The organism is Pantoea sp. FN0307 (assembly GCF_050113815.1).
In the GTDB taxonomy this organism is placed as follows: domain Bacteria; phylum Pseudomonadota; class Gammaproteobacteria; order Enterobacterales; family Enterobacteriaceae; genus Mixta; species Mixta alhagi.
In genome coordinates this window covers 980248-1000450 of record NZ_JBNJSO010000001.1, presented here as the reverse complement: position 1 = coordinate 1000450, position 20203 = coordinate 980248, and the positions used below count along the sequence as shown (strand labels likewise).

Annotated in this window: 20 protein-coding genes, 2 tRNA genes and 1 other RNA gene; 12 read left to right on the top strand and 11 right to left on the bottom strand. The window is 51.5% G+C overall.

Annotated elements, in window-relative coordinates:
- Positions 1 to 121 precede the first annotated feature (121 nt).
- Complete coding sequence (tdk, locus tag ACQE3Z_RS04725; protein WP_250650073.1) at positions 122 to 727, bottom strand: thymidine kinase; 606 nt, start codon at positions 725 to 727, stop codon at positions 122 to 124.
- A gap of 509 nt (positions 728 to 1236) precedes the next feature.
- On the opposite strand from tdk, the gene hns reads away from it, so the two are divergent.
- Complete coding sequence (gene hns / locus ACQE3Z_RS04720) at positions 1237 to 1644, top strand: histone-like nucleoid-structuring protein H-NS (RefSeq protein ID WP_085071573.1); 408 nt, start codon at positions 1237 to 1239, stop codon at positions 1642 to 1644.
- Positions 1645 to 1775: 131 nt separating this feature from the next.
- Here the strand turns inward: hns and ACQE3Z_RS04715 are convergent, their stop codons facing one another.
- The 5 genes from ACQE3Z_RS04715 to rssA form a co-directional block, all read right to left on the bottom strand.
- Positions 1776 to 2780 carry an NAD-dependent epimerase gene (locus tag ACQE3Z_RS04715; RefSeq protein ID WP_426972411.1) on the bottom strand — a complete coding sequence of 335 codons (1005 nt, stop codon included), beginning with the start codon at positions 2778 to 2780 and terminating at the stop codon, positions 1776 to 1778.
- Between the two features lie 14 nt (positions 2781 to 2794).
- On the bottom strand, positions 2795 to 4135 hold the full coding sequence (locus tag ACQE3Z_RS04710; protein WP_426972410.1) for a UDP-glucose dehydrogenase family protein: 1341 nt from the start codon (positions 4133 to 4135) through the stop codon (positions 2795 to 2797).
- A gap of 24 nt (positions 4136 to 4159) precedes the next feature.
- Positions 4160 to 5068 carry a UTP--glucose-1-phosphate uridylyltransferase GalU gene (gene galU, locus ACQE3Z_RS04705; RefSeq protein WP_250650074.1) on the bottom strand — a complete coding sequence of 303 codons (909 nt, stop codon included), beginning with the start codon at positions 5066 to 5068 and terminating at the stop codon, positions 4160 to 4162.
- Positions 5069 to 5262: 194 nt separating this feature from the next.
- The gene (gene rssB / locus ACQE3Z_RS04700) at positions 5263 to 6276 is read right to left on the bottom strand and encodes a two-component system response regulator RssB (RefSeq protein WP_426972409.1); all 1014 of its coding nucleotides are present in this window, start codon (positions 6274 to 6276) and stop codon (positions 5263 to 5265) included.
- A gap of 100 nt (positions 6277 to 6376) precedes the next feature.
- Positions 6377 to 7276 (bottom strand): patatin-like phospholipase RssA, encoded by a 900-nt coding sequence (gene rssA, locus ACQE3Z_RS04695; protein ID WP_426972408.1) that lies wholly within the window; start codon positions 7274 to 7276, stop codon positions 6377 to 6379.
- Positions 7277 to 7385: 109 nt separating this feature from the next.
- Here rssA and ACQE3Z_RS04690 point away from each other — a divergent pair, with 109 nt between their 5' ends.
- From ACQE3Z_RS04690 to xthA, 6 genes are all read left to right on the top strand, one after another.
- The gene (locus tag ACQE3Z_RS04690) at positions 7386 to 7844 is read left to right on the top strand and encodes a YchJ family protein (RefSeq protein WP_085071567.1); all 459 of its coding nucleotides are present in this window, start codon (positions 7386 to 7388) and stop codon (positions 7842 to 7844) included.
- A gap of 53 nt (positions 7845 to 7897) precedes the next feature.
- Entirely contained in the window at positions 7898 to 8746 is an 849-nt protein-coding gene (purU, locus tag ACQE3Z_RS04685; RefSeq protein ID WP_085071566.1) for a formyltetrahydrofolate deformylase, read from the top strand.
- 149 nt (positions 8747 to 8895) lie between these two features.
- Positions 8896 to 8980, top strand: a tRNA-Tyr gene (locus ACQE3Z_RS04680).
- A 130-nt stretch (positions 8981 to 9110) separates the two neighbouring features.
- Positions 9111 to 9195, top strand: a tRNA-Tyr gene (locus ACQE3Z_RS04675).
- 43 nt (positions 9196 to 9238) lie between these two features.
- A non-coding RNA gene (locus ACQE3Z_RS04670) (RtT sRNA) lies at positions 9239 to 9363 on the top strand.
- 191 nt (positions 9364 to 9554) lie between these two features.
- Positions 9555 to 10361, top strand: coding sequence for an exodeoxyribonuclease III (gene xthA, locus ACQE3Z_RS04665; RefSeq protein ID WP_085071565.1), 807 nt, complete (start codon positions 9555 to 9557; stop codon positions 10359 to 10361).
- 37 nt (positions 10362 to 10398) lie between these two features.
- Here the strand turns inward: xthA and ACQE3Z_RS04660 are convergent, their stop codons facing one another.
- The 3 genes from ACQE3Z_RS04660 to ACQE3Z_RS04650 all read right to left on the bottom strand — a co-directional run bounded on the left by ACQE3Z_RS04660 (position 10399) and on the right by ACQE3Z_RS04650 (position 13367).
- A complete protein-coding gene (locus ACQE3Z_RS04660) occupies positions 10399 to 10710 on the bottom strand; it encodes a YnjH family protein (protein ID WP_085071564.1) in 312 nt (103 codons plus the stop codon).
- Complete coding sequence (locus tag ACQE3Z_RS04655; protein ID WP_426972407.1) at positions 10710 to 12626, bottom strand: DNA topoisomerase III; 1917 nt, start codon at positions 12624 to 12626, stop codon at positions 10710 to 10712. Before ACQE3Z_RS04655 ends, ACQE3Z_RS04660 begins: the two co-directional genes overlap by 1 nt.
- Before the next feature lie 189 nt (positions 12627 to 12815).
- Complete coding sequence (locus ACQE3Z_RS04650; RefSeq protein WP_085071562.1) at positions 12816 to 13367, bottom strand: NAD(P)H nitroreductase; 552 nt, start codon at positions 13365 to 13367, stop codon at positions 12816 to 12818.
- 172 nt (positions 13368 to 13539) lie between these two features.
- Here ACQE3Z_RS04650 and sppA point away from each other — a divergent pair, with 172 nt between their 5' ends.
- The 3 genes from sppA (at position 13540) to pncA (ending at position 17132) form a co-directional block, all read left to right on the top strand.
- Positions 13540 to 15396: a signal peptide peptidase SppA gene (gene sppA, locus ACQE3Z_RS04645; RefSeq protein WP_426972406.1), complete on the top strand. Its 1857-nt coding sequence runs from the start codon at positions 13540 to 13542 to the stop codon at positions 15394 to 15396.
- A 93-nt stretch (positions 15397 to 15489) separates the two neighbouring features.
- On the top strand, positions 15490 to 16506 hold the full coding sequence (gene ansA / locus ACQE3Z_RS04640) for an asparaginase (protein ID WP_250650079.1): 1017 nt from the start codon (positions 15490 to 15492) through the stop codon (positions 16504 to 16506).
- A 14-nt stretch (positions 16507 to 16520) separates the two neighbouring features.
- Positions 16521 to 17132: a bifunctional nicotinamidase/pyrazinamidase gene (gene pncA / locus ACQE3Z_RS04635; RefSeq protein ID WP_426972405.1), complete on the top strand. Its 612-nt coding sequence runs from the start codon at positions 16521 to 16523 to the stop codon at positions 17130 to 17132.
- Positions 17133 to 17162: 30 nt separating this feature from the next.
- Here the strand turns inward: pncA and ACQE3Z_RS04630 are convergent, their stop codons facing one another.
- Together ACQE3Z_RS04630 and msrB are read right to left on the bottom strand one after the other, a co-directional pair.
- Positions 17163 to 17444, bottom strand: a complete 282-nt coding sequence (locus ACQE3Z_RS04630) for a YeaC family protein (RefSeq protein WP_426972403.1) — start codon at positions 17442 to 17444, stop codon at positions 17163 to 17165.
- 4 nt (positions 17445 to 17448) lie between these two features.
- Positions 17449 to 17859 (bottom strand): peptide-methionine (R)-S-oxide reductase MsrB, encoded by a 411-nt coding sequence (gene msrB, locus ACQE3Z_RS04625; RefSeq protein ID WP_085072347.1) that lies wholly within the window; start codon positions 17857 to 17859, stop codon positions 17449 to 17451.
- Positions 17860 to 18201: 342 nt separating this feature from the next.
- Here msrB and gapA point away from each other — a divergent pair, with 342 nt between their 5' ends.
- Together gapA and ACQE3Z_RS04615 are read left to right on the top strand one after the other, a co-directional pair.
- Complete coding sequence (gapA, locus tag ACQE3Z_RS04620; protein ID WP_250650083.1) at positions 18202 to 19200, top strand: glyceraldehyde-3-phosphate dehydrogenase; 999 nt, start codon at positions 18202 to 18204, stop codon at positions 19198 to 19200.
- 77 nt (positions 19201 to 19277) lie between these two features.
- Positions 19278 to 20156, top strand: coding sequence for a D-hexose-6-phosphate mutarotase (locus ACQE3Z_RS04615; RefSeq protein WP_426972402.1), 879 nt, complete (start codon positions 19278 to 19280; stop codon positions 20154 to 20156).
- The last annotated feature ends 47 nt before the right edge of the window (positions 20157 to 20203 follow it).

Below are 20203 nucleotides of genomic sequence, written 5' to 3'. Positions count from 1 at the left end.
TATCTCTGACGTCTGGACGCATTCCCGGTGTTCTGTGCTGTTTTCCCACCGCTTCACTTCCTCTATAAACGCTCTGTAAGCCTCTGTAACGCATCTGGCGCTGTAGCTTACGCTTCCCCTTTCAGGAAGGCTCTACGGGCTGTAAAACGCCTTTAGACAGCGCATCCTTATAATGCTTGCGACACACAGAAACATAGCGCTCGTTACCGCCGATAACTACCTGCTCGCCTTCGGCATAGGGTTTACCCTCACTGTCAAGACGCAGCACCATCCCGGCTTTACGGCCACAATGGCAAATGGTTTTTAATTCGATAAGTTTATCAGCCCAGGCTAATAAATACTGGCTTCCGCTAAATAATTCACCACGGAAATCAGTGCGCAAGCCATAACACAATACCGGTATATCCAGATAATCGACAACATCAGAAAGTTCTCGAACTTGTTCGCGCGTCAAAAATTGGCATTCATCAACAAGTATGCAATGTATCGGCTTTTTTTCATGTTCTTCAGTAATTTCATGCATCAGTAAAGTCTGATTGTTAAACAATTTAGCCGGTGACGAAAGGCCAATGCGTGAGCTGACTTTACCGCTACCGAAGCGATCATCTATCTCCGCAGTCCAGACCAAAGTCCGCATGCCCCTTTCCTGATAATTATAAGAAGATTGCAACAATGCGGTGGATTTCCCGGCATTCATTGCCGAGTAATAGAAATAAAGCTGAGCCATAGGGCTGAACTCCGCCAAAAGGGTTAAACAAAAACGGCGACGATTGTATCATAGCCTCAGTAGCACCGGCTGGATAACCTGCAATATGATTATGTTGTTTAACCGCGGCGCTTGTTTAACATCATCCGCAGTAACGCATAATCCCTGTCCATGGCATTAAATGATAAAACCTCAACCCCTGTTCTTATTATGGCCTTTTTTTAGTCGCTCTGAACCTTTGCACTTTAAGCTTAATGAGGCTAACGCTTTAGGTTATACGACGATTTTAAGCGCCGGGCTGAACAGATAATCCCCTGTAAGCCTAAGGCCGTTTAATGATAGCTTTTAATGGGACTGGCTTATTTTCGCCTGAGACAACTATAACTTTCCCCCAATTGCGTTATGCAAATCTCACTTTAATAAGACTTTGTGAATTTCTTACAAAATTAACTATTGCAGTTCCTTTTTTCCACCTCTATTATTATCAAGCAGAACATTTCTCCCACCCAATATATTTTGAGATTAGGACAATGAGCGAAGCACTTAAAATTCTGAACAACATCCGTACACTGCGCGCCCAGGCCAGAGAATGTACTCTGGAAACTCTGGAAGAAATGCTGGAAAAACTGGAAGTGGTCGTTAATGAGCGCCGCGAAGAAGAAAGTCAGGCGCAGGCTGAAATTGAAGAGCGTACGCGTAAACTTCAGCAGTACCGCGAAATGCTGATTGCCGACGGCATTGATCCGAATGAACTGCTGCAAACTATGGCAGCAACTAAAACAAGTGGCAAAGCCAAGCGTGCTGCACGTCCGGCTAAATATAAATACGTTGATGAAAATGGCGAAAGCAAAACCTGGACAGGCCAGGGCCGTACTCCTGCGGTAATCAAGAAAGCCATTGAAGAGGAAGGCAAGCAGCTGGATGATTTTCTGCTGTAATTCCTGTTCAGGGTGCTTCTCTTAACCCCATTTTGTTATGGGGTTTTTTATTGGTCTTTTTGTCGTATTTGTCATGCCAGGCCACACCCAAAAAAAGGAAGCCCCAGGCTTCCTTTTTTTAATTACTTAACTCAGACCTTATAAAAAGCCCGGTACCACTCCACAAAGCGTTTGATGCCCTCTTCCACGCCCGTTTGCGGTTTAAATCCGATCACATCGTACAGTGCCTGCGTATCCGCGCTGGTTTCCAGCACATCGCCTGGCTGCATCGGCAGCATATTTTTCTGCGCCTCTGTACCCAGCGCTTTCTCCAGGGCTTCTATATAAGCCATTAACGTTATCGGCTGACTGTTACCAATATTATAGACACGGTAAGGCGCAGAGCTGGTGGCAGGCGAGCCTGTTTCAACTGTCCAGTCAGGATCTTTTTGTGGTATCACATCCTGCAGGCGGAAAATCGACTCGGTGATATCGTCAATATAAGTGAAATCCCGGCGCATTTGACCCTTGTTATAAACGTCAATACTTTCGCCCGCGATAATAGCTCGGGTGAATTTAAACAGGGCCATATCCGGGCGTCCCCACGGTCCGTAGACGGTAAAGAAGCGCAAACCGGTCGTTGGGATACCGTAAAGATGTGAATAAGTATGCGACATCAGTTCATTGGCTTTTTTCGTGGCCGCATAAAGCGAAACCGGATGGTCTACGCTGTCGTCGGTGGAAAATGGCATTTTACGGTTCAGACCGTAAACAGAACTGGAAGAGGCGTACAGCAAATGCTCGATTTTATGATGACGACAGCCTTCAAGAATATTAAGGTGCCCCGTCAGATTAGCGTCTGCATATGCATGTGGATTATCAATAGAATAACGAACCCCTGCCTGCGCCCCCAGATGAATAACACGCTGGAAACGGTGCTGTGCAAACAGCGAGGCTATTGCGTCCCTGTCAGATAAATCGCCTTCGATAAAAGTAAAGTCTGAAGAAGTGATTTGATTAAGGCGGGCACGTTTGAGATTTACATCATAATAATCATTCAGGTTGTCGAGACCGACAACCTGGTGACCGGCCGACAGAAGGCGTTGGGTAACGTGAAAACCAATAAACCCTGCCGCGCCGGTAACCAGATAGTTCATCTTTACCTCATTAATTATGCAATTTGAATAGACGCTCCGCGGCCAATTGCATAATAAACAAAACCGCGTTTGCTAATTCTTTCTGGATCATACAGGTTACGACCATCAAAAATCACGGGTTGTTTTAAGGCATTTTTAATAACGTCGAAGTCTGGCGCACGGAAGTTCTGCCATTCGGTACAAATAACCAGCGCATCTGCACCCTGCAGAGCGGCTTCTTTTGTTCCCATCAGCTTCAGGTCCGTACGATGACCATAGATACGCTGAGCTTCATCCATCGCTTCTGGATCGAACGCCTGTACCGTTGCGCCTGCAGCCCACAGCGTTTCCATCAGCACGCGGCTGGACGCTTCACGCATATCGTCGGTATTGGGTTTAAATGAGAGTCCCCACAGCGCAAAGGTTTTACCCTTAAGATCGTCACCGAAATGGCGTTTGATAAAGGTCGGCAGCTTGAGTTTCTGATCGTCATTGACAGCTTCCACCGCCTGCAGCAGACGAGGTTTATAGCCAATGGTTTCCGCCGTACGGATCAGCGCCTGTACATCTTTCGGGAAGCAGGAACCGCCGTAGCCGCAGCCCGGGTAAATGAAGTGATAGCCGATACGGGAATCTGAACCAATACCCTGACGCACTTTCTCAATATCCGCGCCCAGGCGTTCCGCCAGGTTGGAGATTTCATTCATGAAGCTGATTTTGGTCGCCAGCATGCAGTTTGCCGCATACTTGGTTAACTCAGCGCTACGGATATCCATCAGAATCAGACGATCGTGATTGCGGTTAAACGGCTCATACAGCTCACGCAGCAGCTCAACGACTTCATCGTTATCCGTTCCGACTACGATACGCTCAGGACGCATGCAGTCGCTTACTGCGGCACCTTCTTTCAGGAACTCTGGGTTAGAGACCACATCAAAGGTCAAATCCAGCCCACGCGCCTTAAGGGTTTCCTGCATGACGTTACGCACGCGGTCAGCGGTTCCGACCGGTACAGTAGACTTGTCCAGCACCACTTTATGCTCATCCATATATTGAGCAATGGTACGCGCTACCGCAGTAACATATTTCAGATCGGCAGAGCCATCTTCATCCGGCGGCGTACCCACGGCGATAAACTGCATAACGCCATGTTTAACGCCTTCTTCGGCATTGGTAGTAAAATTCAGTCGACCCGCTTCATAGTTTTGCTTAACCAGCGGCGTCAGACCCGGCTCATAAATGGGAATGATCCCTTTCTTCAGATTTTCGACTTTGTTTTCGTCGACATCAATACAAAGAACGTCATGTCCGACTTCGGCCAATACCGCAGCCTGAACCAGACCCACATAGCCGATACCAAATACGGTGACTTTCATTGCGTTATCCTGTTGCTGTGTGAATTACTTTTTATTTTCAACTGTATCGTTCAGCCACTGTTTGAAATCGCTGCCCAGTGACGGATGACGCAGACCATACTCAACGAAAGCCTGCATATAACCCAGCTTGTTGCCGCAGTCATGGCTAACGCCTTTCAGGTGATAAGCTTCTACGGTCTCTTTTTCCATCAACATGGCAATAGAGTCGGTCAGCTGAACTTCACCGCCTGCGCCCGGAGGCGTTTTAGCCAGCAGCGGCCAAATATCTGCAGAAAGGACATAACGACCAACAACGGCCAGATTAGACGGTGCTTCGTTGGCTTTGGGTTTTTCTACCACGCCAACCATCGGCGCGCTGTCGCCCGGCTGCAGTTCAGCACCCTGGCAATCAACCACGCCGTAAGCCGTAACGTCTGCTACCGGCTCTACCATGATCTGGCTACGGCCGCTTTCGTCGAAACGGTTCAGCATTTCAGCCAGGTTATCTTTGGTCGGGTTAGACTCATACTCATCAATAATGACGTCTGGCAGAATCACCGCAACTGGCTCATCGCCAACCAGCGGATGCGCGCACATTACTGCGTGACCCAGACCTTTTGCGATGCCCTGACGCACCTGCATGATGGTAACGTGTGGCGGACAAATAGACTGAATTTCATCCAGCAGCTGACGCTTAACGCGTTTTTCCAGCATCGCCTCCAGTTCAAAACTGGTATCAAAATGGTTCTCAATGGAGTTCTTTGACGAGTGCGTAACCAGCACAATCTCATTGATTCCGGCAGCAATGCATTCGTTAACGACATACTGAATTAACGGCTTATCAACCAGCGGCAACATTTCCTTTGGAATGGCTTTGGTTGCGGGCAGCATGCGCGTCCCTAAACCGGCAACGGGGATTACCGCTTTTTTTACTTTTGACTTATAGGCAGACATTAAGATACCTCTCTTATAGGCCGTTCAAGTTAATACTTGATATGTCGATTTAAAAAACGAAACGAGTATATCAGTTAAGGGGCGCCGGATTTATCCTGGATAACTTCTTCCCGGCTAAATTAAGATTATTACCCAAGTGTAAAAGTTATACTAAGGTCTGTCTGAGCGGCGCAAAAATAAAAAGCATTCGCTTGTTATTCAGGCGACAACATCAGACGCAGCCGCCCTCCATTTCCCCAAACCTGACATTGCCATGTATCGCCCTGCTGGTTAATTTGATTGAGATATGTACTGCCCATTGTGCCCAAAGGCACACCATTTCTGAGTTGTATTTCTTGCCCGCTAATGTTCAGCGTTGCGTTTAAGCCAGCAGAGACCAAAATCAGGTTTTTATAGGTTTGATGATAATACCCGACTAATAATGGAAACTGCCCCTTAAGATTTGCCTGGCGCAATAACAAATTAACCTGTTTAAGCACGCTGCTTAATTCAGGTAAACGCTGTTTCTGCCCGGAAAGCTGCTCCTGCAGTAGCCCGTTGAATAACGCGCGTAACAGCAGCGCAGCCAGCACGCCATTATCACCGGCACGCGTCACGTCCAGACAGTAAAAGGCCAGATCTTTATCCGATAAAGCCGCGATATCCAGGACCAGTCCAGGCTGTTCCGCCATCGTAAGCTGGCGATAGTTCATCCGGCAGTTAGCGATAACCTGCTGAACCGGCGGCTGCAGCTGTTTAAGTAGCTTGGCGGCCGCAGTGGGATCGCTGACTAATGCATCCCAGTCCTGAAACAGCTGCTCTTCTTCTTCAACCTGAGAAGTAAACATTGATGGATAGAGGCACTCGTAGACCGCCTCACGCAGGCGCTCCATATCTTTGATCGGTTTGAGCAGCACATCCTGTACGCCAAGGCGCAGAACGTGTGCTATATCGGACATCTGCTCGGTAGCAGAAATGACCAAAATGGGAACCTGGTTGCCGTTGGTGCGTAAGTGTTCCACTAACTTGATGCCATTCATACGAGGCATTTCTAAGTCGCAAATCAGCATATCGGGCTGATGGAAGCGCAACGTTTCGATAGCATCAAGACCATCGCTGGCTACCAATAGCGTAGCGCCAAGCGAGTACAAGAAATTTTCCAGCAGGGAGCGAAAAACAGCCTCATCTTCCACGATCAAGATCTGTTTTCCATTTAATGGTTTTTCCATTGTTTTCCCCCGTAAGCCAGATAACTCAATAGTGGTTCAAAAAACGCACTTGTGCCTGTCAGAATTGCCTGAAGTAACATGTGTGATTGACCCATTTTCATTACCGGCTCTGTACTAACGGTAATAATTCATCCATTTTTTTCTCAACTGCGGCTCTTCCGGCTGCAATCGCTTCCTCTGCACGATGAAAATCAAGCGTACTAATCTGGGGACAATAAGGCTGTATTAATACATCCGGCGGGTCCCCCGCCATGCGGTGACGCTTCAGGCGATTTTCAAGTACCTGAATTGAGGTTGTCATGATCTCCATCGCACCCGGCGAAAGAGATGTTCGTCGCTGTGTTAAATGTTGTGCCAAACGTTGGCGCAGCCTGCCGCGCCAGGATACAGATTCCTCCGGCATGTTTTGCATGGGTGTGGCAGAGAAAAGATCCTGCTGTATGAGATGCGCATCGTGCTGTAAATCAACAGCAATAACAATATCTGCCCCTAACGCTCTGGTCAGAGAGATCGGAACGGGATTCACCACCGCGCCATCCACCAGCCAATAGCCGTTATGTCTCACCGGCGGCAACAGTCCTGGCATACTGCAAGAGGCGCGTACCGCCTGATGCAAATCACCTTCGGTTAGCCATAGCTCTCGCCCGGTGCTCAGGTTGGTGGCTACCGCGCCAAAACGAATATGACACTGTTCGATAGACTCATCAGGCATTAAACGACGAATATGGTTAAATACGCGATTACCTCGCAGTAAACCGCCCCGCTGCCAAGAAAAATCCATCAACCGAATCACATCCCAGTAACCAAAGGATCTTACCCACTTTTCTAACAACGGCAATCGTTCGGTCGCGCAGGCTGCGCCAACCAATGCGCCAACAGAGCAGCCAGCAATAACATCAATACGGATCCCCGCACTCAACAACGCATCAATTACGCCGATATGCGCCCATCCTTTGGCAGCGCCTGAGCCCAGCGCCAGTCCTATTTTTACCTGTCTCATTGCATTCCTGTTTTCACCCCTTTTCATTGAATAGCGTTATATGTTCGGGTCAGATAACATAACGTAAAATAACGTCTTTCGCCCTGTTGTTGCAAAATCTGGAGTTCACGTGTCTGAAAATTGCCCATGCTGCAGCGGATTGCAGTATAGCCTATGTTGCGGTCCCTATCTAAGTGGCGAGCATATCCCTCCCAGCCCGGAAGCGCTAATGCGTTCCCGCTATACGGCCTATGCCCGACATGACGTTGATTATTTACTGGCGACCTGGCACAGCACGCATCGTACTTCACAACTGCGCCAGGCCTTATCTGAAAGTTTTCCACAAACCGTCTGGCAAGGGCTGACCATCGTCGCCCGCGAGGCGGGAAGTCATGATAATGAAGCTTATGTGACATTTTTTGCGCGTTATAGCGAAAATGGCCGCACAGGGGCGGTTTATGAACGCTCGCGCTTTGTCCGTGAGGATCAACGCTGGTACTATATTGATGGAACCGCACCCCAGGTGGGTCGTAATGACCGCTGTCCCTGTGGCTCCGAAAAAAAATACAAAAAGTGTTGCGGCCAGTAATGCTGGTGCCGTTCAGATCCACTGCTATCCCGCTTCGACAGGATTGATAACTCATGCAAGCGCAGAACTTACAACGTAAAGTACTTCGAACTATTTGCCCTGACGCCAAGGGCCTTATCGCCAAGATCACTAACATTTGCTACAAGCACGAGCTCAACATCGTGCAAAACAATGAGTTTGTCGATCATCGCACCGGGCGCTTTTTTATGCGCACTGAACTGGAAGGCATTTTTAACGATACGACGCTGTTGGCGGATCTGGACAGCGCGCTCCCGCAGGGTTCGGTTCGTGAGCTGCAATGTGCCGGACGTCGTCGCGTGGTAATTCTGGTTACCAAAGAGGCGCACTGCCTGGGCGACCTACTGATGAAAAGCGCTTTCGGCGGGCTGGATATGGAAATCGCCGCCGTTATCGGCAACCACGATACGCTGCGTTCGCTGGTAGAGCGCTTCGATATTCCTTTTGTTCTGGTGAGCCACGAAGGGCTGACGCGAGAAGAGCACGATAACCAGATGGCAGAGCAGATCGATCGCTATCAGCCTGATTACGTGGTACTGGCAAAATATATGCGCGTTCTGACGCCCGCTTTTGTGCAACGTTACCCGAACCAGATCATCAATATTCACCACTCGTTCCTGCCGGCGTTTATCGGCGCGCGCCCTTATCACCAGGCGTACGAACGCGGGGTAAAAATTATCGGCGCCACCGCGCACTACGTAAATGACAACCTGGATGAAGGCCCAATCATCATGCAGGACGTGATTAACGTTGACCACAGCTATACGGCAGAAGAGATGATGCGTGCGGGACGCGACGTAGAAAAAAATGTGTTAAGCCGTGCGCTATATAAGGTGCTGGGACAGCGTGTTTTTGTCTACGGCAACCGCACGATTATTCTTTAAGTTAAGCTTTACCGACGCCGGTTGTTCAACAAAGCGGCGCCGTGGGTAAAAAAACGGCGAACAGACCGCTTTTTTTCGTGGGGCGCTTTACAGCATCGTTTCATTTGTTATGATGCGCCCCGCTTTCAGGCAATATTGTCCTGACCCGTGGTGGGATTCCCGAGCGGCCAAAGGGAGCAGACTGTAAATCTGCCGTCACAGACTTCGAAGGTTCGAATCCTTCTCCCACCACCACTCTTCTGTTTCAGCGCAGAGGAATAAAACCCGCCGGGCATGTTGGCGAGTTTTACGGGCAAATCTGGCATCCATCATTTTGATGACGGATGAAGCTGAAAGCGACAATAAGAGCAAACCTGTTTTATCTGGTGGGATTCCCGAGCGGCCAAAGGGAGCAGACTGTAAATCTGCCGTCACAGACTTCGAAGGTTCGAATCCTTCTCCCACCACCATCTTTGTATACTCCCCCTGTTTTCAAAATCAGCGCTAATGCAGCACCTTCCCCCAGGGAGAAGGTGAGAAGCTTCGATAAGGTTCGCGTCGAGCAACGCGAGACAACGTGCGCAGCACGGCCCGCAGGGTGAGGAGCGCAGCGACGAGTCATCCTTCTCCCACCACCATCTTTGTATACTCCCCCTGTTTTCAAACTCAGCGCTAATGCAGCACCTTCCCCCAGGGAGAAGGTGAGAAGCTTCGACAAGGTTCGCGTCGAGCAACGCGAGACAACGTGCGCAATCCGGTTTACATACTGTCATCAGCAAAACATCTCTGTTAACATCCTGCCATCTTTTTACTGTGCAGTTATCGCAATATGAAATTCATCTCTTTCAATATCAACGGGCTACGCGCTCGCCCCCATCAGCTGGAAGCGCTGATTCAGCAGCATAATCCTGACGTTATCGGCCTGCAGGAAACCAAGGTTCATGATGATATGTTCCCGCTGGAGGATGTCAGCAAGCTGGGTTATCACGTCTTTTATCATGGTCAGAAAAGCCATTATGGCGTAGCCCTGTTGACCCGCGAAATGCCGCTTATGGTACAGCGCGGTTTTCCTGAGGATGATGAAGAGGCGCAGCGCCGTTTGATTATTGCGCAAATCCCCGCCCCATCCGGGAATATTACCGTGATTAACGGCTATTTTCCGCAGGGCGAAAGCCGTGACCATCCGACAAAATTTCCGGCAAAGGAAAAATTTTACCGCGATCTGCAAAACTATCTGGAAACCCACCTGACGGCGGACGATCGGGTTTTAGTGATGGGCGATATGAATATCAGCAGCAGCGATCTGGACATTGGTATCGGTGAAGATAGCCGTAAGCGCTGGCTGCGTACCGGTAAATGTTCTTTCCTGCCGGAAGAACGGGAGTGGATGGATCGCTTGCTTAACTGGGGTCTGGTCGATACCTGGCGAGCCGCGAACCCCGCGTGCGCCGATCGCTTTTCCTGGTTTGATTATCGTTCAAGAGGTTTTGATGATAACCGTGGCCTGCGTATCGATCTGCTGCTGGCCACGCGTGCGCTGGCAGAGCGCTGTATCGATACCGGCATCGACTATCAGATCCGCGCTATGGAAAAACCGTCCGACCATGCGCCGATTTGGGCTGAGTTCCAGCTTTAAACAGCAGGCGTTGCGAGGCTTGTCGCAACGCCCTTGGTTATTTCACGATACGCCAGATCAGATTATTGGTGCCCAACGATTTTTCATCGCGTACGCACTGCAGTAGCACCCCTTCCGCTTTAACCACCGCGCCTTCGGTATAGCTACGATTTTCATAGATACAGCAACGCAAACAGGGCGGATTCTGCGAACGATTTTGCCCCTGCGTCCAGACTTCCGGCGGCATATCCACTATCACATCGCTGTTTATATCGCTCTGCTGATTACCGCCGCTATGATAATCATGGCGTTGCGCCTGCGCTGCCGTGCTTAACAGCAGTGCCAGCATAATTCCCCATGCCAGTTTCATTATTCCGTCTCCTTTGCTTTCGCCTTTTTACTACGACGTTTCTGGTTCCCGGCGGGTGCCGCTACGCCCCGAAAGGCGCGCGCCGAGCTTTGCTGACGCGCCAGCGCAATAAGGTCATGCAGCGTTGCGACCAAAGGCTGCATAAAATCCTGATAGCGACAGGCCTTTTCACTGATTTTCGTCAGCGTTGATTCCCACTGAGCCGTCATATCGGGACGCGCAGCCATTTCCGGCAGAGAGTGGATTAACGCTCTGCCCGCTTCGGTCGCATGGATATAACGGCCCTTTTTGGTCAGGAAGGCGCGCCGGAACAGCAGTTCGATAATGCCGGCCCGGGTTGCTTCCGTTCCTAAACCATCGGTCGCACGCAGGATTTTCTTTAGATCTTTATCCTGCACAAAGCGGGCAATGCCGGTCATGGCAGATAACAGCGTCGCATCGGTAAAGGGCCGTGGCGGCTGCGTTTGCTTTGCGGCGATCTCCCCTTTTTCACACAACAGCTCATCGCCCTTCGCTACCACCGGCAATGGCGTACCGTCATTCTCCTCATCCCGCTCTTTACTGCCCAGCAATGCTCGCCAGCCCGCCTCGGCAAGAAAACGCGCTTTGGCGATAAATTTACCACCAGCAATATCCAGCTCAATAATACATTTACGGTAAACCGCATCCGGGCAAAACTGCATCAGATACTGACGCGCAATCAACCCATAGATATTGGCTTCATTATCGCTCAGACGCACGGCGCTGCTGCGCGCGGTAGGAATAATGGCGTGGTGAGCGTCCACCTTTTTATCATCCCAGCAGCGGTTTTTACGGTTGGTATCGAAATCGGCCGGGGTTTTCATATCAGGCCGATGCGCACTAATGGCGTTTAATACTGCATGACGCCCGGCAAAATGCTCATCCGGCAAGTAACGACTGTCGGAGCGCGGGTAGGTAATCAGCTTATGGGTTTCATACAGCCGCTGGCAGGTATCCAGTACCGTCTGGGCACTCAGGCCAAAGCGTCTGGCCGCTTCAATCTGCAGACTGGAAAGTGAGAAAGGCAGCGGCGCAGTATCGTTTTCCCGCTTGTCCTGATAACCGGTGACATGCGCAGGCTGACCGCCAATGCGCGCCAGCACATGTTCCGCCAGCGGGCGATGCAATAACCTTCCCTCTTCATCCTGCCAGGGTTCACAGGCGTCGCTGGGCTGCCAGAGCGCCACAAATCGCTCCTCTTTAGGCGTGACGATATGCGCTTTTACTTCAAAATAATCTTTTGGTATAAAGTTTTCGATCTCTTCATCGCGCCGCACCACCAGCCCCAATACCGGCGTCTGCACGCGCCCCACCGACAGCACGCCGTCGTAACCAGCATTGCGCCCCAACAGGGTCCATGCGCGGGTCATATTTATGCCATACAGCCAGTCAGCACGGGCGCGAGCCAGCGCCGATACACATAGCGGAATAAACTCTTTGTTTTGTCGCAGACGGTTAATGGCGCGCTCCACAGCCTGCGGATTGAGATCGTTAATCAGGCAGCGTTGGACGTTATCACGTTTAGCAGCGGGCAGCGCCAGATAGTCCAGCACCTCATCCACCAGCAGTTGTCCTTCGCGATCGGGGTCGCCGGCGTGGATCACTTCATCCGCCTGCTCCAGCAGTTTTTTGATCACATTCAACTGTTTCGCTACGGAAGGACGCGGCTGTAAACGCCACTTTTCCGGCACGATAGGTAAATCCGCTAATGACCAGCGCGCATAGCGGCTGTCATAGCTGTCGGGCTGGGCCTGTTCTAACAGGTGCCCCACGCACCAGGTAACCATCTGATCGTTTCCACAGGCAATGTAACCATCGCCACGACGATGCGGTTTCGGCAGCACATCGGCAATGGCGCGGGCCAGGCTTGGCTTTTCAGCAATAAACAGGCGCATGAATGGGGCAAAGCTCTCTTAAGACAAGATAATAAGGAACACCGGCTTTAATCGGCATCAGACCGCTCGCAATAAGAGCGGTCATCTATGTTAACGCGTTCGCTCTGGCGTGATAAGCCATCCCTGCGGCGGAGTGGATAAAAAGCAGGATAATCAACTTATCCTGCCAAAACGGCGGCGCGCGAGCTGTCAGAAATAACTGACAAAGGGGGCGGTATCAGGAGGTAAAACGGTGGTGGATGATTTTAACTGCGGCGTGCCCAGGTAAAGGAAGCCGACAATCGCATCCTGTTCGCGACAGTTAAATGCCGCTCTTACCGCGTCGTTATCAGTCCAGGCGCCGCTGCGCCAGATACCGTTAAAGCCCTGTGCGGCGGCAGCCATTTGCATTGCCATAACCGCACAGCCTGCTGATAACAGCTGCTCCCAACGCGGCACTTTATGATGCTCGACGCAGTGCGCAACCACGGTGATAATCATCGGCGCCCGGAACGGGGACTGCTTCGCCTTTTCAATGGCTTTATCATCCATGTTTCCGTCACGCGCAGCCTGCTCCAGCAGCGCGCTAAAGCGCTCTAATCCCTGCTTTTCAATAATATGAAAGCGCCATGGCTGTAGCGTGCCGTGATCCGGTGCGCGCATACCAGCGCGTATAATATTGTCCAGCGCTTCGCCCTGTGGCGCAGGCTCGGCTAAGCGCGATGCGGAACGACGGTTAACCAGTAAATCCAGTGCATCCATTTATGCCTCCTGATAATGATTAGCATTCACTGCAAACTAGCACAGGCTGACCTTTTGTTACAGCCGCGTGCGATTTCCTGCTGACATTTGCCCCACTGCTCTTTAGGATGTGGATGAAATTCTGGCAGAAAAGCTGCTTTTCTGTGCTCTGTCTGGTGATTATGGAGAAAACATGCGCACGTTGTGGCGAATCATAACCGGCTTATTTAAATGGACATGGCGGGTGCTGAACTTTGTTCGTGAATGCATCCTCAACTTATTTTTTATCTTTTTGCTGTTGATTGGCGTAGGGATCTGGCTACAGATTAAAAGCGTCAGCACACCGGCAGAGGTGCCGCGTGGCGCGCTAAAAGTCGATCTCTCCGGCGTGGTGGTCGATAAACCTTCGGTCAGCAACAAGCTCAGCAAAATTGGTCGTCAGCTGTTGGGTGCCAGCAGCGATCGTTTGAAAGAGAATTCGCTCTTTGATGTGGTGGCAGCGATCCGTCAGGCCAAAGAGGATGAGAAAATCACCGGAATCGTGCTGGACCTGCGTAACTTTGCCGGGGCCGACCAGCCTTCTCTGCAGTATATCGGCAAGGCGCTGCGTGAGTTCCGCGACAGCGGCAAGCCGGTTTACGCCAGCGGCGACAGCTATAGTCAGGCGCAATATTACCTCGCCAGCTATGCCAATAAAATTTACCTTTCGCCGCAGGGCACCGTCGATTTGCACGGCTTCGCCACCAACACGCTTTACTACAAAAGCCTGCTCGACAAGCTGAAAGTGACCTCACACGTTTTCCGCGTCGGCACCTATAAATCTGCGGTAGAGCCTTTCCTGCGTGATGATATGTCGCCGGCAGCGCGCGAGGCCGACAGCCGTTGGGTAGGCGAACTGTGGCAAAACTATCTGCATACCGTTGCCGCTAACCGTCAGATTAGCCCACAACAGCTTTTCCCTGGCGCGCAGGGGCTACTGAGCGGTTTGCAAAAAACCGGCGGCGATACGGCACTCTATGCGAAAGAAAACAAGCTGGTGGATCAGCTGGCGACCCGTGCCGAAACCGAGCAGCTGTTTACCAAACAGTTTGGCTGGGACAAACAGGATCAGGATTACAACGCTATCAGCATCTATGACTATCCGGTGAAGGATACCAGTTCGCAGAATGGCAATATCGCCGTGATCCTTGCGAATGGTGCCATTATGGATGGCGAAGAGACGCCGGGCTCCGTCGGCGGCGATACCACCGCAGCGCAGATCCGCGAAGCGCGGCTCGACCCGGCAATCAAGGCAATTGTACTGCGTGTAAACAGCCCTGGCGGCAGCGTAACCGCATCGGAAGTGGTGCGTCAGGAGCTGGCGGCAGCACGTACAGCAGGCAAGCCGGTGGTGGTTTCCATGGGCGGCATGGCAGCCTCTGGCGGCTACTGGATTTCAACGCCTGCTAACTACATTATTGCCAGCCCGGCGACACTAACCGGTTCCATCGGCATTTTCGGCGTAATTAATACGGTGGAAAATTCGCTGGATGCTATCGGCGTGCATACTGATGGCGTAGCGACCTCGCCGCTGGCGGACGTTGCCACCACCAAGGCGCTGCCGCCTGAAGTACAGCAAATGATGCAGCTCAGCATTGAAAACGGCTATCGCAACTTTATCGGCCTGGTGGCGAAAGCACGGCAGAAAACGCCTGAGCAGATCGATCAGATCGCCCAGGGTCATGTCTGGACCGGTGAAGATGCCAAAGCAAATGGCCTGGTCGATGCACTGGGTGATTTTGATGATGCCATTACTAAGGCGGCAGAACTGGCGAAGGTGAAGAATGTACAACTCAACTGGTTTGCCGATGAGCCTGCCTTTATTGACATGGTACTGGGCCAGATGGATGCTTCAGTACAGGCACTGCTGCCCGCTACGTTAAAAGCCTGGCTACCGGCCCCGATGGTGGATGTGGTAAGCGCCATGAAACAGCAGCCCGGGCTTCTGGGAACCCTGAACGATCCGCAAAACCGTTACGCTCTCTGCCTGACCTGCGGCGACGTGCGATAACTTTCAGCCCGGCCGGTATTGCCGCTGGTCGGGCTGCTCTTCCTGAGACTTTACCTTATACTGCGGTTTTACCGCCAAGCTGAGTCGCTTTTCATGCAAAAAAAATCCATTTACGTTGCCTATACCGGCGGAACCATCGGTATGCAGCGCTCAGAACAAGGTTATATTCCGGTTTCCGGCCACCTTCAGCAGCAATTGTCAGCCATGCCGGAGTTTCATCGTCCGGAGATGCCTGACTTTACCATTCATGAATATCAGCCGCTGATCGACTCCTCTGATATGACGCCACAAGACTGGCAGGCGATTGCAGACGATATTCAGCAAAATTATGCGTTGTACGATGGTTTTGTGATTTTGCACGGCACCGATACCATGGCGTTTACCGCCTCGGCGCTCTCTTTTATGCTGGAGAATCTGGCCAAGCCGGTAATAGTGACAGGGTCACAGATCCCGCTGGCGGAACTGCGATCTGACGGCCAGCAAAACTTACTGAACGCACTCTTCGTTGCGGCTAACTACCCGATCAAAGAAGTCTCGTTATTTTTTAACAACACCCTTTACCGGGGTAATCGCACCACCAAGGCCCATGCAGATGGCTTTAATGCCTTTGCCTCGCCCAATTTGCCGCCGCTGCTGGAAGCGGGTATTCATATCCGACGACTGAATACGCCCGCCTCCCCACAAGGCGAAGGCGAACTGATCGTTCATCCTATTACGCCTCAGCCAATCGGGGTGGTGACCATCTATCCGGGAATTTCTGCTGAAGTGGTACGCAACTTTCTGCGCCAGCCGGTAAAAGCACTGATTCTGCGCTCCTATGGCGTGGGTAACGCGCCGCAAAACGCCGAATTCCTGACTGAGCTGCGGGCAGCCTCCGAACGCGGTATTGTGGTGGTTAACCTTACGCAGTGTATGTCGGGCAAGGTGAATATGGGGGGCTACGCTACCGGCAACGCCCTCGCCCATGCAGGCGTGATCGGCGGCTTCGATATGACGGTAGAGGCTACTCTGACCAAACTGCACTATTTACTCAGTCAGCCGTTAAGCTGCGATGAAGTGCGGCAGCTAATGCAGGTCAATCTGCGTGGCGAGCTAACCTCTGATAACTAATAGCGGAGTCTGTTATGACCCAGGCGTTGATCCTTATCGATTTGCAGAATGATTTTTGTCCGGGCGGCGCACTGGCGGTGGCCGACGGCGACGCGACTATTGCCGTAGCTAATCAGCTGGCCGAAGCATTTCACCGGCGTGGCGAACCGGTGATTGCCACGCAGGACTGGCATCCGGCAAACCATGGCAGTTTTGCTTCGGTTTCCGGTAAGGCCGTGAATACGCTGGGCGAGCTGAATGGCCTGCCGCAGATTTGGTGGCCCGATCATGCTGTTCAACATACGCAGGGTGCAGAATTTCATCCGGCGCTCAGGCGCACGTTAATCGATAAAATATTTCATAAGGGTGAGCAGCCTGATATTGACAGCTACAGCGCCTTTTTTGATAACGGTCATCGCCGTCAGACCGGGCTTGATGCCTGGTTACGTCAGCAGGGCATCAGGCGTCTGGTCATGATGGGTCTGGCCACAGACTATTGCGTGAAATTTAGCGTGCTGGATGCGCTGCGGTTAGGATATGAGGTAGAAGTGATTGCTGAAGGTTGCCGCGGCGTTAACTTACAGCCGCAGGACAGCCAGCAGGCCTTAGCGGATATGGCGGCAAACGGCGCGCTAATCCGCCAGTAAGGCCATTATCCCGCCGTGCTGGCGGGATAATTATTGCAACGTGATACGCGTGACGCTGTCACTGATACCGAACTCTTCTTTTAGTTCGCGTTTCGAACGGGTGACCAGCTCTCCGCCCGCGCCGATGCTCATATGCTGCGGCTGATGATTGTGCTGCGCCTGCCACAGCATAACCAGCTGCATACAGTGCTCTTTTTGCTCTTCCGTAAGCGCCACGCCATCTGGCCATTTTCCGATTTCTACCGCCGTTGCCAGACGCTGATAAATTTCGGGGGTCATTGCCTCGACTATCGCCTTGAGTTCAGATTTCATCGTATTAACCTTTAATCTGATTACCGTCATTATCGCTGAAGCTCAGCGAGGCCGAATTTACGCAGTAGCGTTCGCCGCTCGGCTGAGGGCCATCGGGAAAGACGTGGCCAAGGTGAGCGTCGCAGCTGCCACAACGAATCTCAATTCGCTGCATGCCATGTGAATTATCTTCCAGATAGTGAATCGCATCATCGCTGTAAGGCTGATAAAAGCTGGGCCAGCCGCAACCAGAATCGTATTTGGTTTCCGATAAAAACAACGGCGCGTTACATACCAGACAGTGATAAATACCTTCCGATTTGTTATGCAACAGCGCGCCGCTGAACGGCGGCTCAGTGCCCCGCTGCTGGGTAACATAACGTTGCATTTCACTAAGCTGGTTATCAGGCGTACGATCGTTCAATTCTTTAGCCATTTTCATCATCTCTGGCAGTGTTATTCTGGAAAAATCGGCTAGTATTCTAACAAACAGTTAACAAGAACAGCTTAATATTTTGTGCCTGGCGAATTTTCACCGCCGCTTAACTGTCAAATTGTGATGAAGATCACTTTCCAGTCAGAGCAGGCCTTTATATTCGGTAATCGAGGCGTAAAACTCCTGCGGGAGAATAGGCGCGGAAGCGGATTTTTACCTGCAAATTCACCATCACAGGTTTGATTTGTCGCAATAATTGACACGATTCCGCTTGACGCCTGGTAAGGATTTTGTAATTTTACAGGCAACCTTTTATTCACTAACAAATAGCTGGTGGAATATATGACTATCAAAGTAGGTATTAACGGTTTTGGTCGTATCGGTCGCATCGTTTTCCGTGCTGCGCAGCAACGTTCTGACGTTGAAATCGTTGCAATCAACGATCTGCTGGACGCGGAATACATGGCGTACATGCTGAAATATGACTCAACGCACGGCCGCTTCGAAGGCACCGTTGAAGTACAGGACGGCGCGCTGATCGTAAACGGCAAAAAAATCCGTGTTACCTCTGAAAAAGACCCGGCTAACCTGAAGTGGGACGAAGTCGGTGTTGACGTAGTAGCGGAAGCAACCGGTATCTTCCTGACCGACGAAACTGCACGCAAACACATCGCTGCTGGCGCTAAAAAAGTGGTTATGACCGGCCCGTCTAAAGATGACACCCCGATGTTTGTTCGTGGCGCTAACTTTGACAAATATGCTGGCCAGGACATCGTTTCTAACGCATCCTGCACCACCAACTGCCTGGCACCGCTGGCTAAAGTTATCAACGACAAATTCGGTATCGTTGAAGGCCTGATGACCACCGTTCATGCAACTACCGCAACGCAGAAAACCGTTGATGGCCCGTCTCACAAAGACTGGCGCGGCGGCCGTGGCGCAGCTCAAAACATCATCCCATCTTCTACCGGTGCGGCTAAAGCCGTAGGTAAAGTTCTGCCGGAACTGAACGGTAAACTGACGGGTATGGCGTTCCGCGTTCCGACTCCGAACGTTTCCGTTGTTGACCTGACCGTACGTCTGGCTAAGCCTGCTTCTTACAAAGAAATTTGTGAAGCCATCAAAGCCGCTTCTGAAGGCGACATGAAAGGCGTTCTGGGCTACACCGAAGATGCCGTGGTTTCTACCGATTTCAACGGCGAAACCCTGACTTCTGTGTTCGATGCCGCTGCCGGTATCGCACTGAACGACAACTTCGTGAAACTGGTTTCCTGGTATGACAACGAAACCGGCTACTCTCACAAAGTTCTGGATCTGGTCGCGCTGGTTGCTTCTAAATAAGTAACGGTGACAGACTAAGCTTAGAGGGCGACTACGGTCGCCCTTTTTTATCGTCTGAATTCCAGCAAGGTAACATCATGACCGAAAAAATCTTTTCGCTTCCCGTGGAAAACCAGATCTCCCCTTACCTGAGCCAACGACAGATTGGCGAATTGCCCGTTATTGTGGTTAATCATCCGAAAGTGCGTGCTGCGGTTACGCTGCAGGGCGCACAGCTGATTGCCTGGCAGCCAAACGGTGAGAAGCCGGTTATCTGGCTTAGTGACAAAACGGCGTTTACCCCAGGCAAGGCGATTCGCGGCGGCGTACCGATTTGCTGGCCGTGGTTTGGCCCGGCAGGCCAACCGGCACACGGCTTTGCCCGTAATCAACCCTGGACGCTCTCTGCTCACGATGAAAATAACGACAATGTTCTGCTGACGCTGGTGCTGGAAAGTAATGAGCAGACCAAAGCGCTCTGGCCGCATGATTTCACATTAATTGCGCGCTTTCGCCTGGGTGAACATTGTGAAATTGAGCTGGAAGCGCATGGTGAATACCAGGCAACCTGCGCCCTGCACAGCTATTTCAACGTGGCGGATATTGCGGAGGTGGAAGTCAGCGGTCTGGGCACGCACTTTATCGATAAGGTGAAAGGCGGCGAACAGGCAACCTCTGAGGATGGCAAACAGCGCTATGCCGGTCAGGTCGATCGTATTTATACCCGGCCAGAAGATTGCAGCCTGATCCACGATAAATCCGGGCAGCGGGTGATTGAGGTTTACCACCATCATCATAGCGATGTGGTTACCTGGAATCCGGGCGTGGAGTTATCCTGCAGCATGGCCGATATGGCGAACGATGGCTTTCAGACCATGGTTTGCGTAGAAACAGCACGTATCAATACGCCAATGAAGAGTGCGCCCGAGCAGCCGGCACGCCTGGCCACGACCTTCCGCCTGCGTAAAAAGCGCTAATTTATCTTGCTGTCTGAAAAGTATGCCAGCTGTTGCAGGTCGGGCAA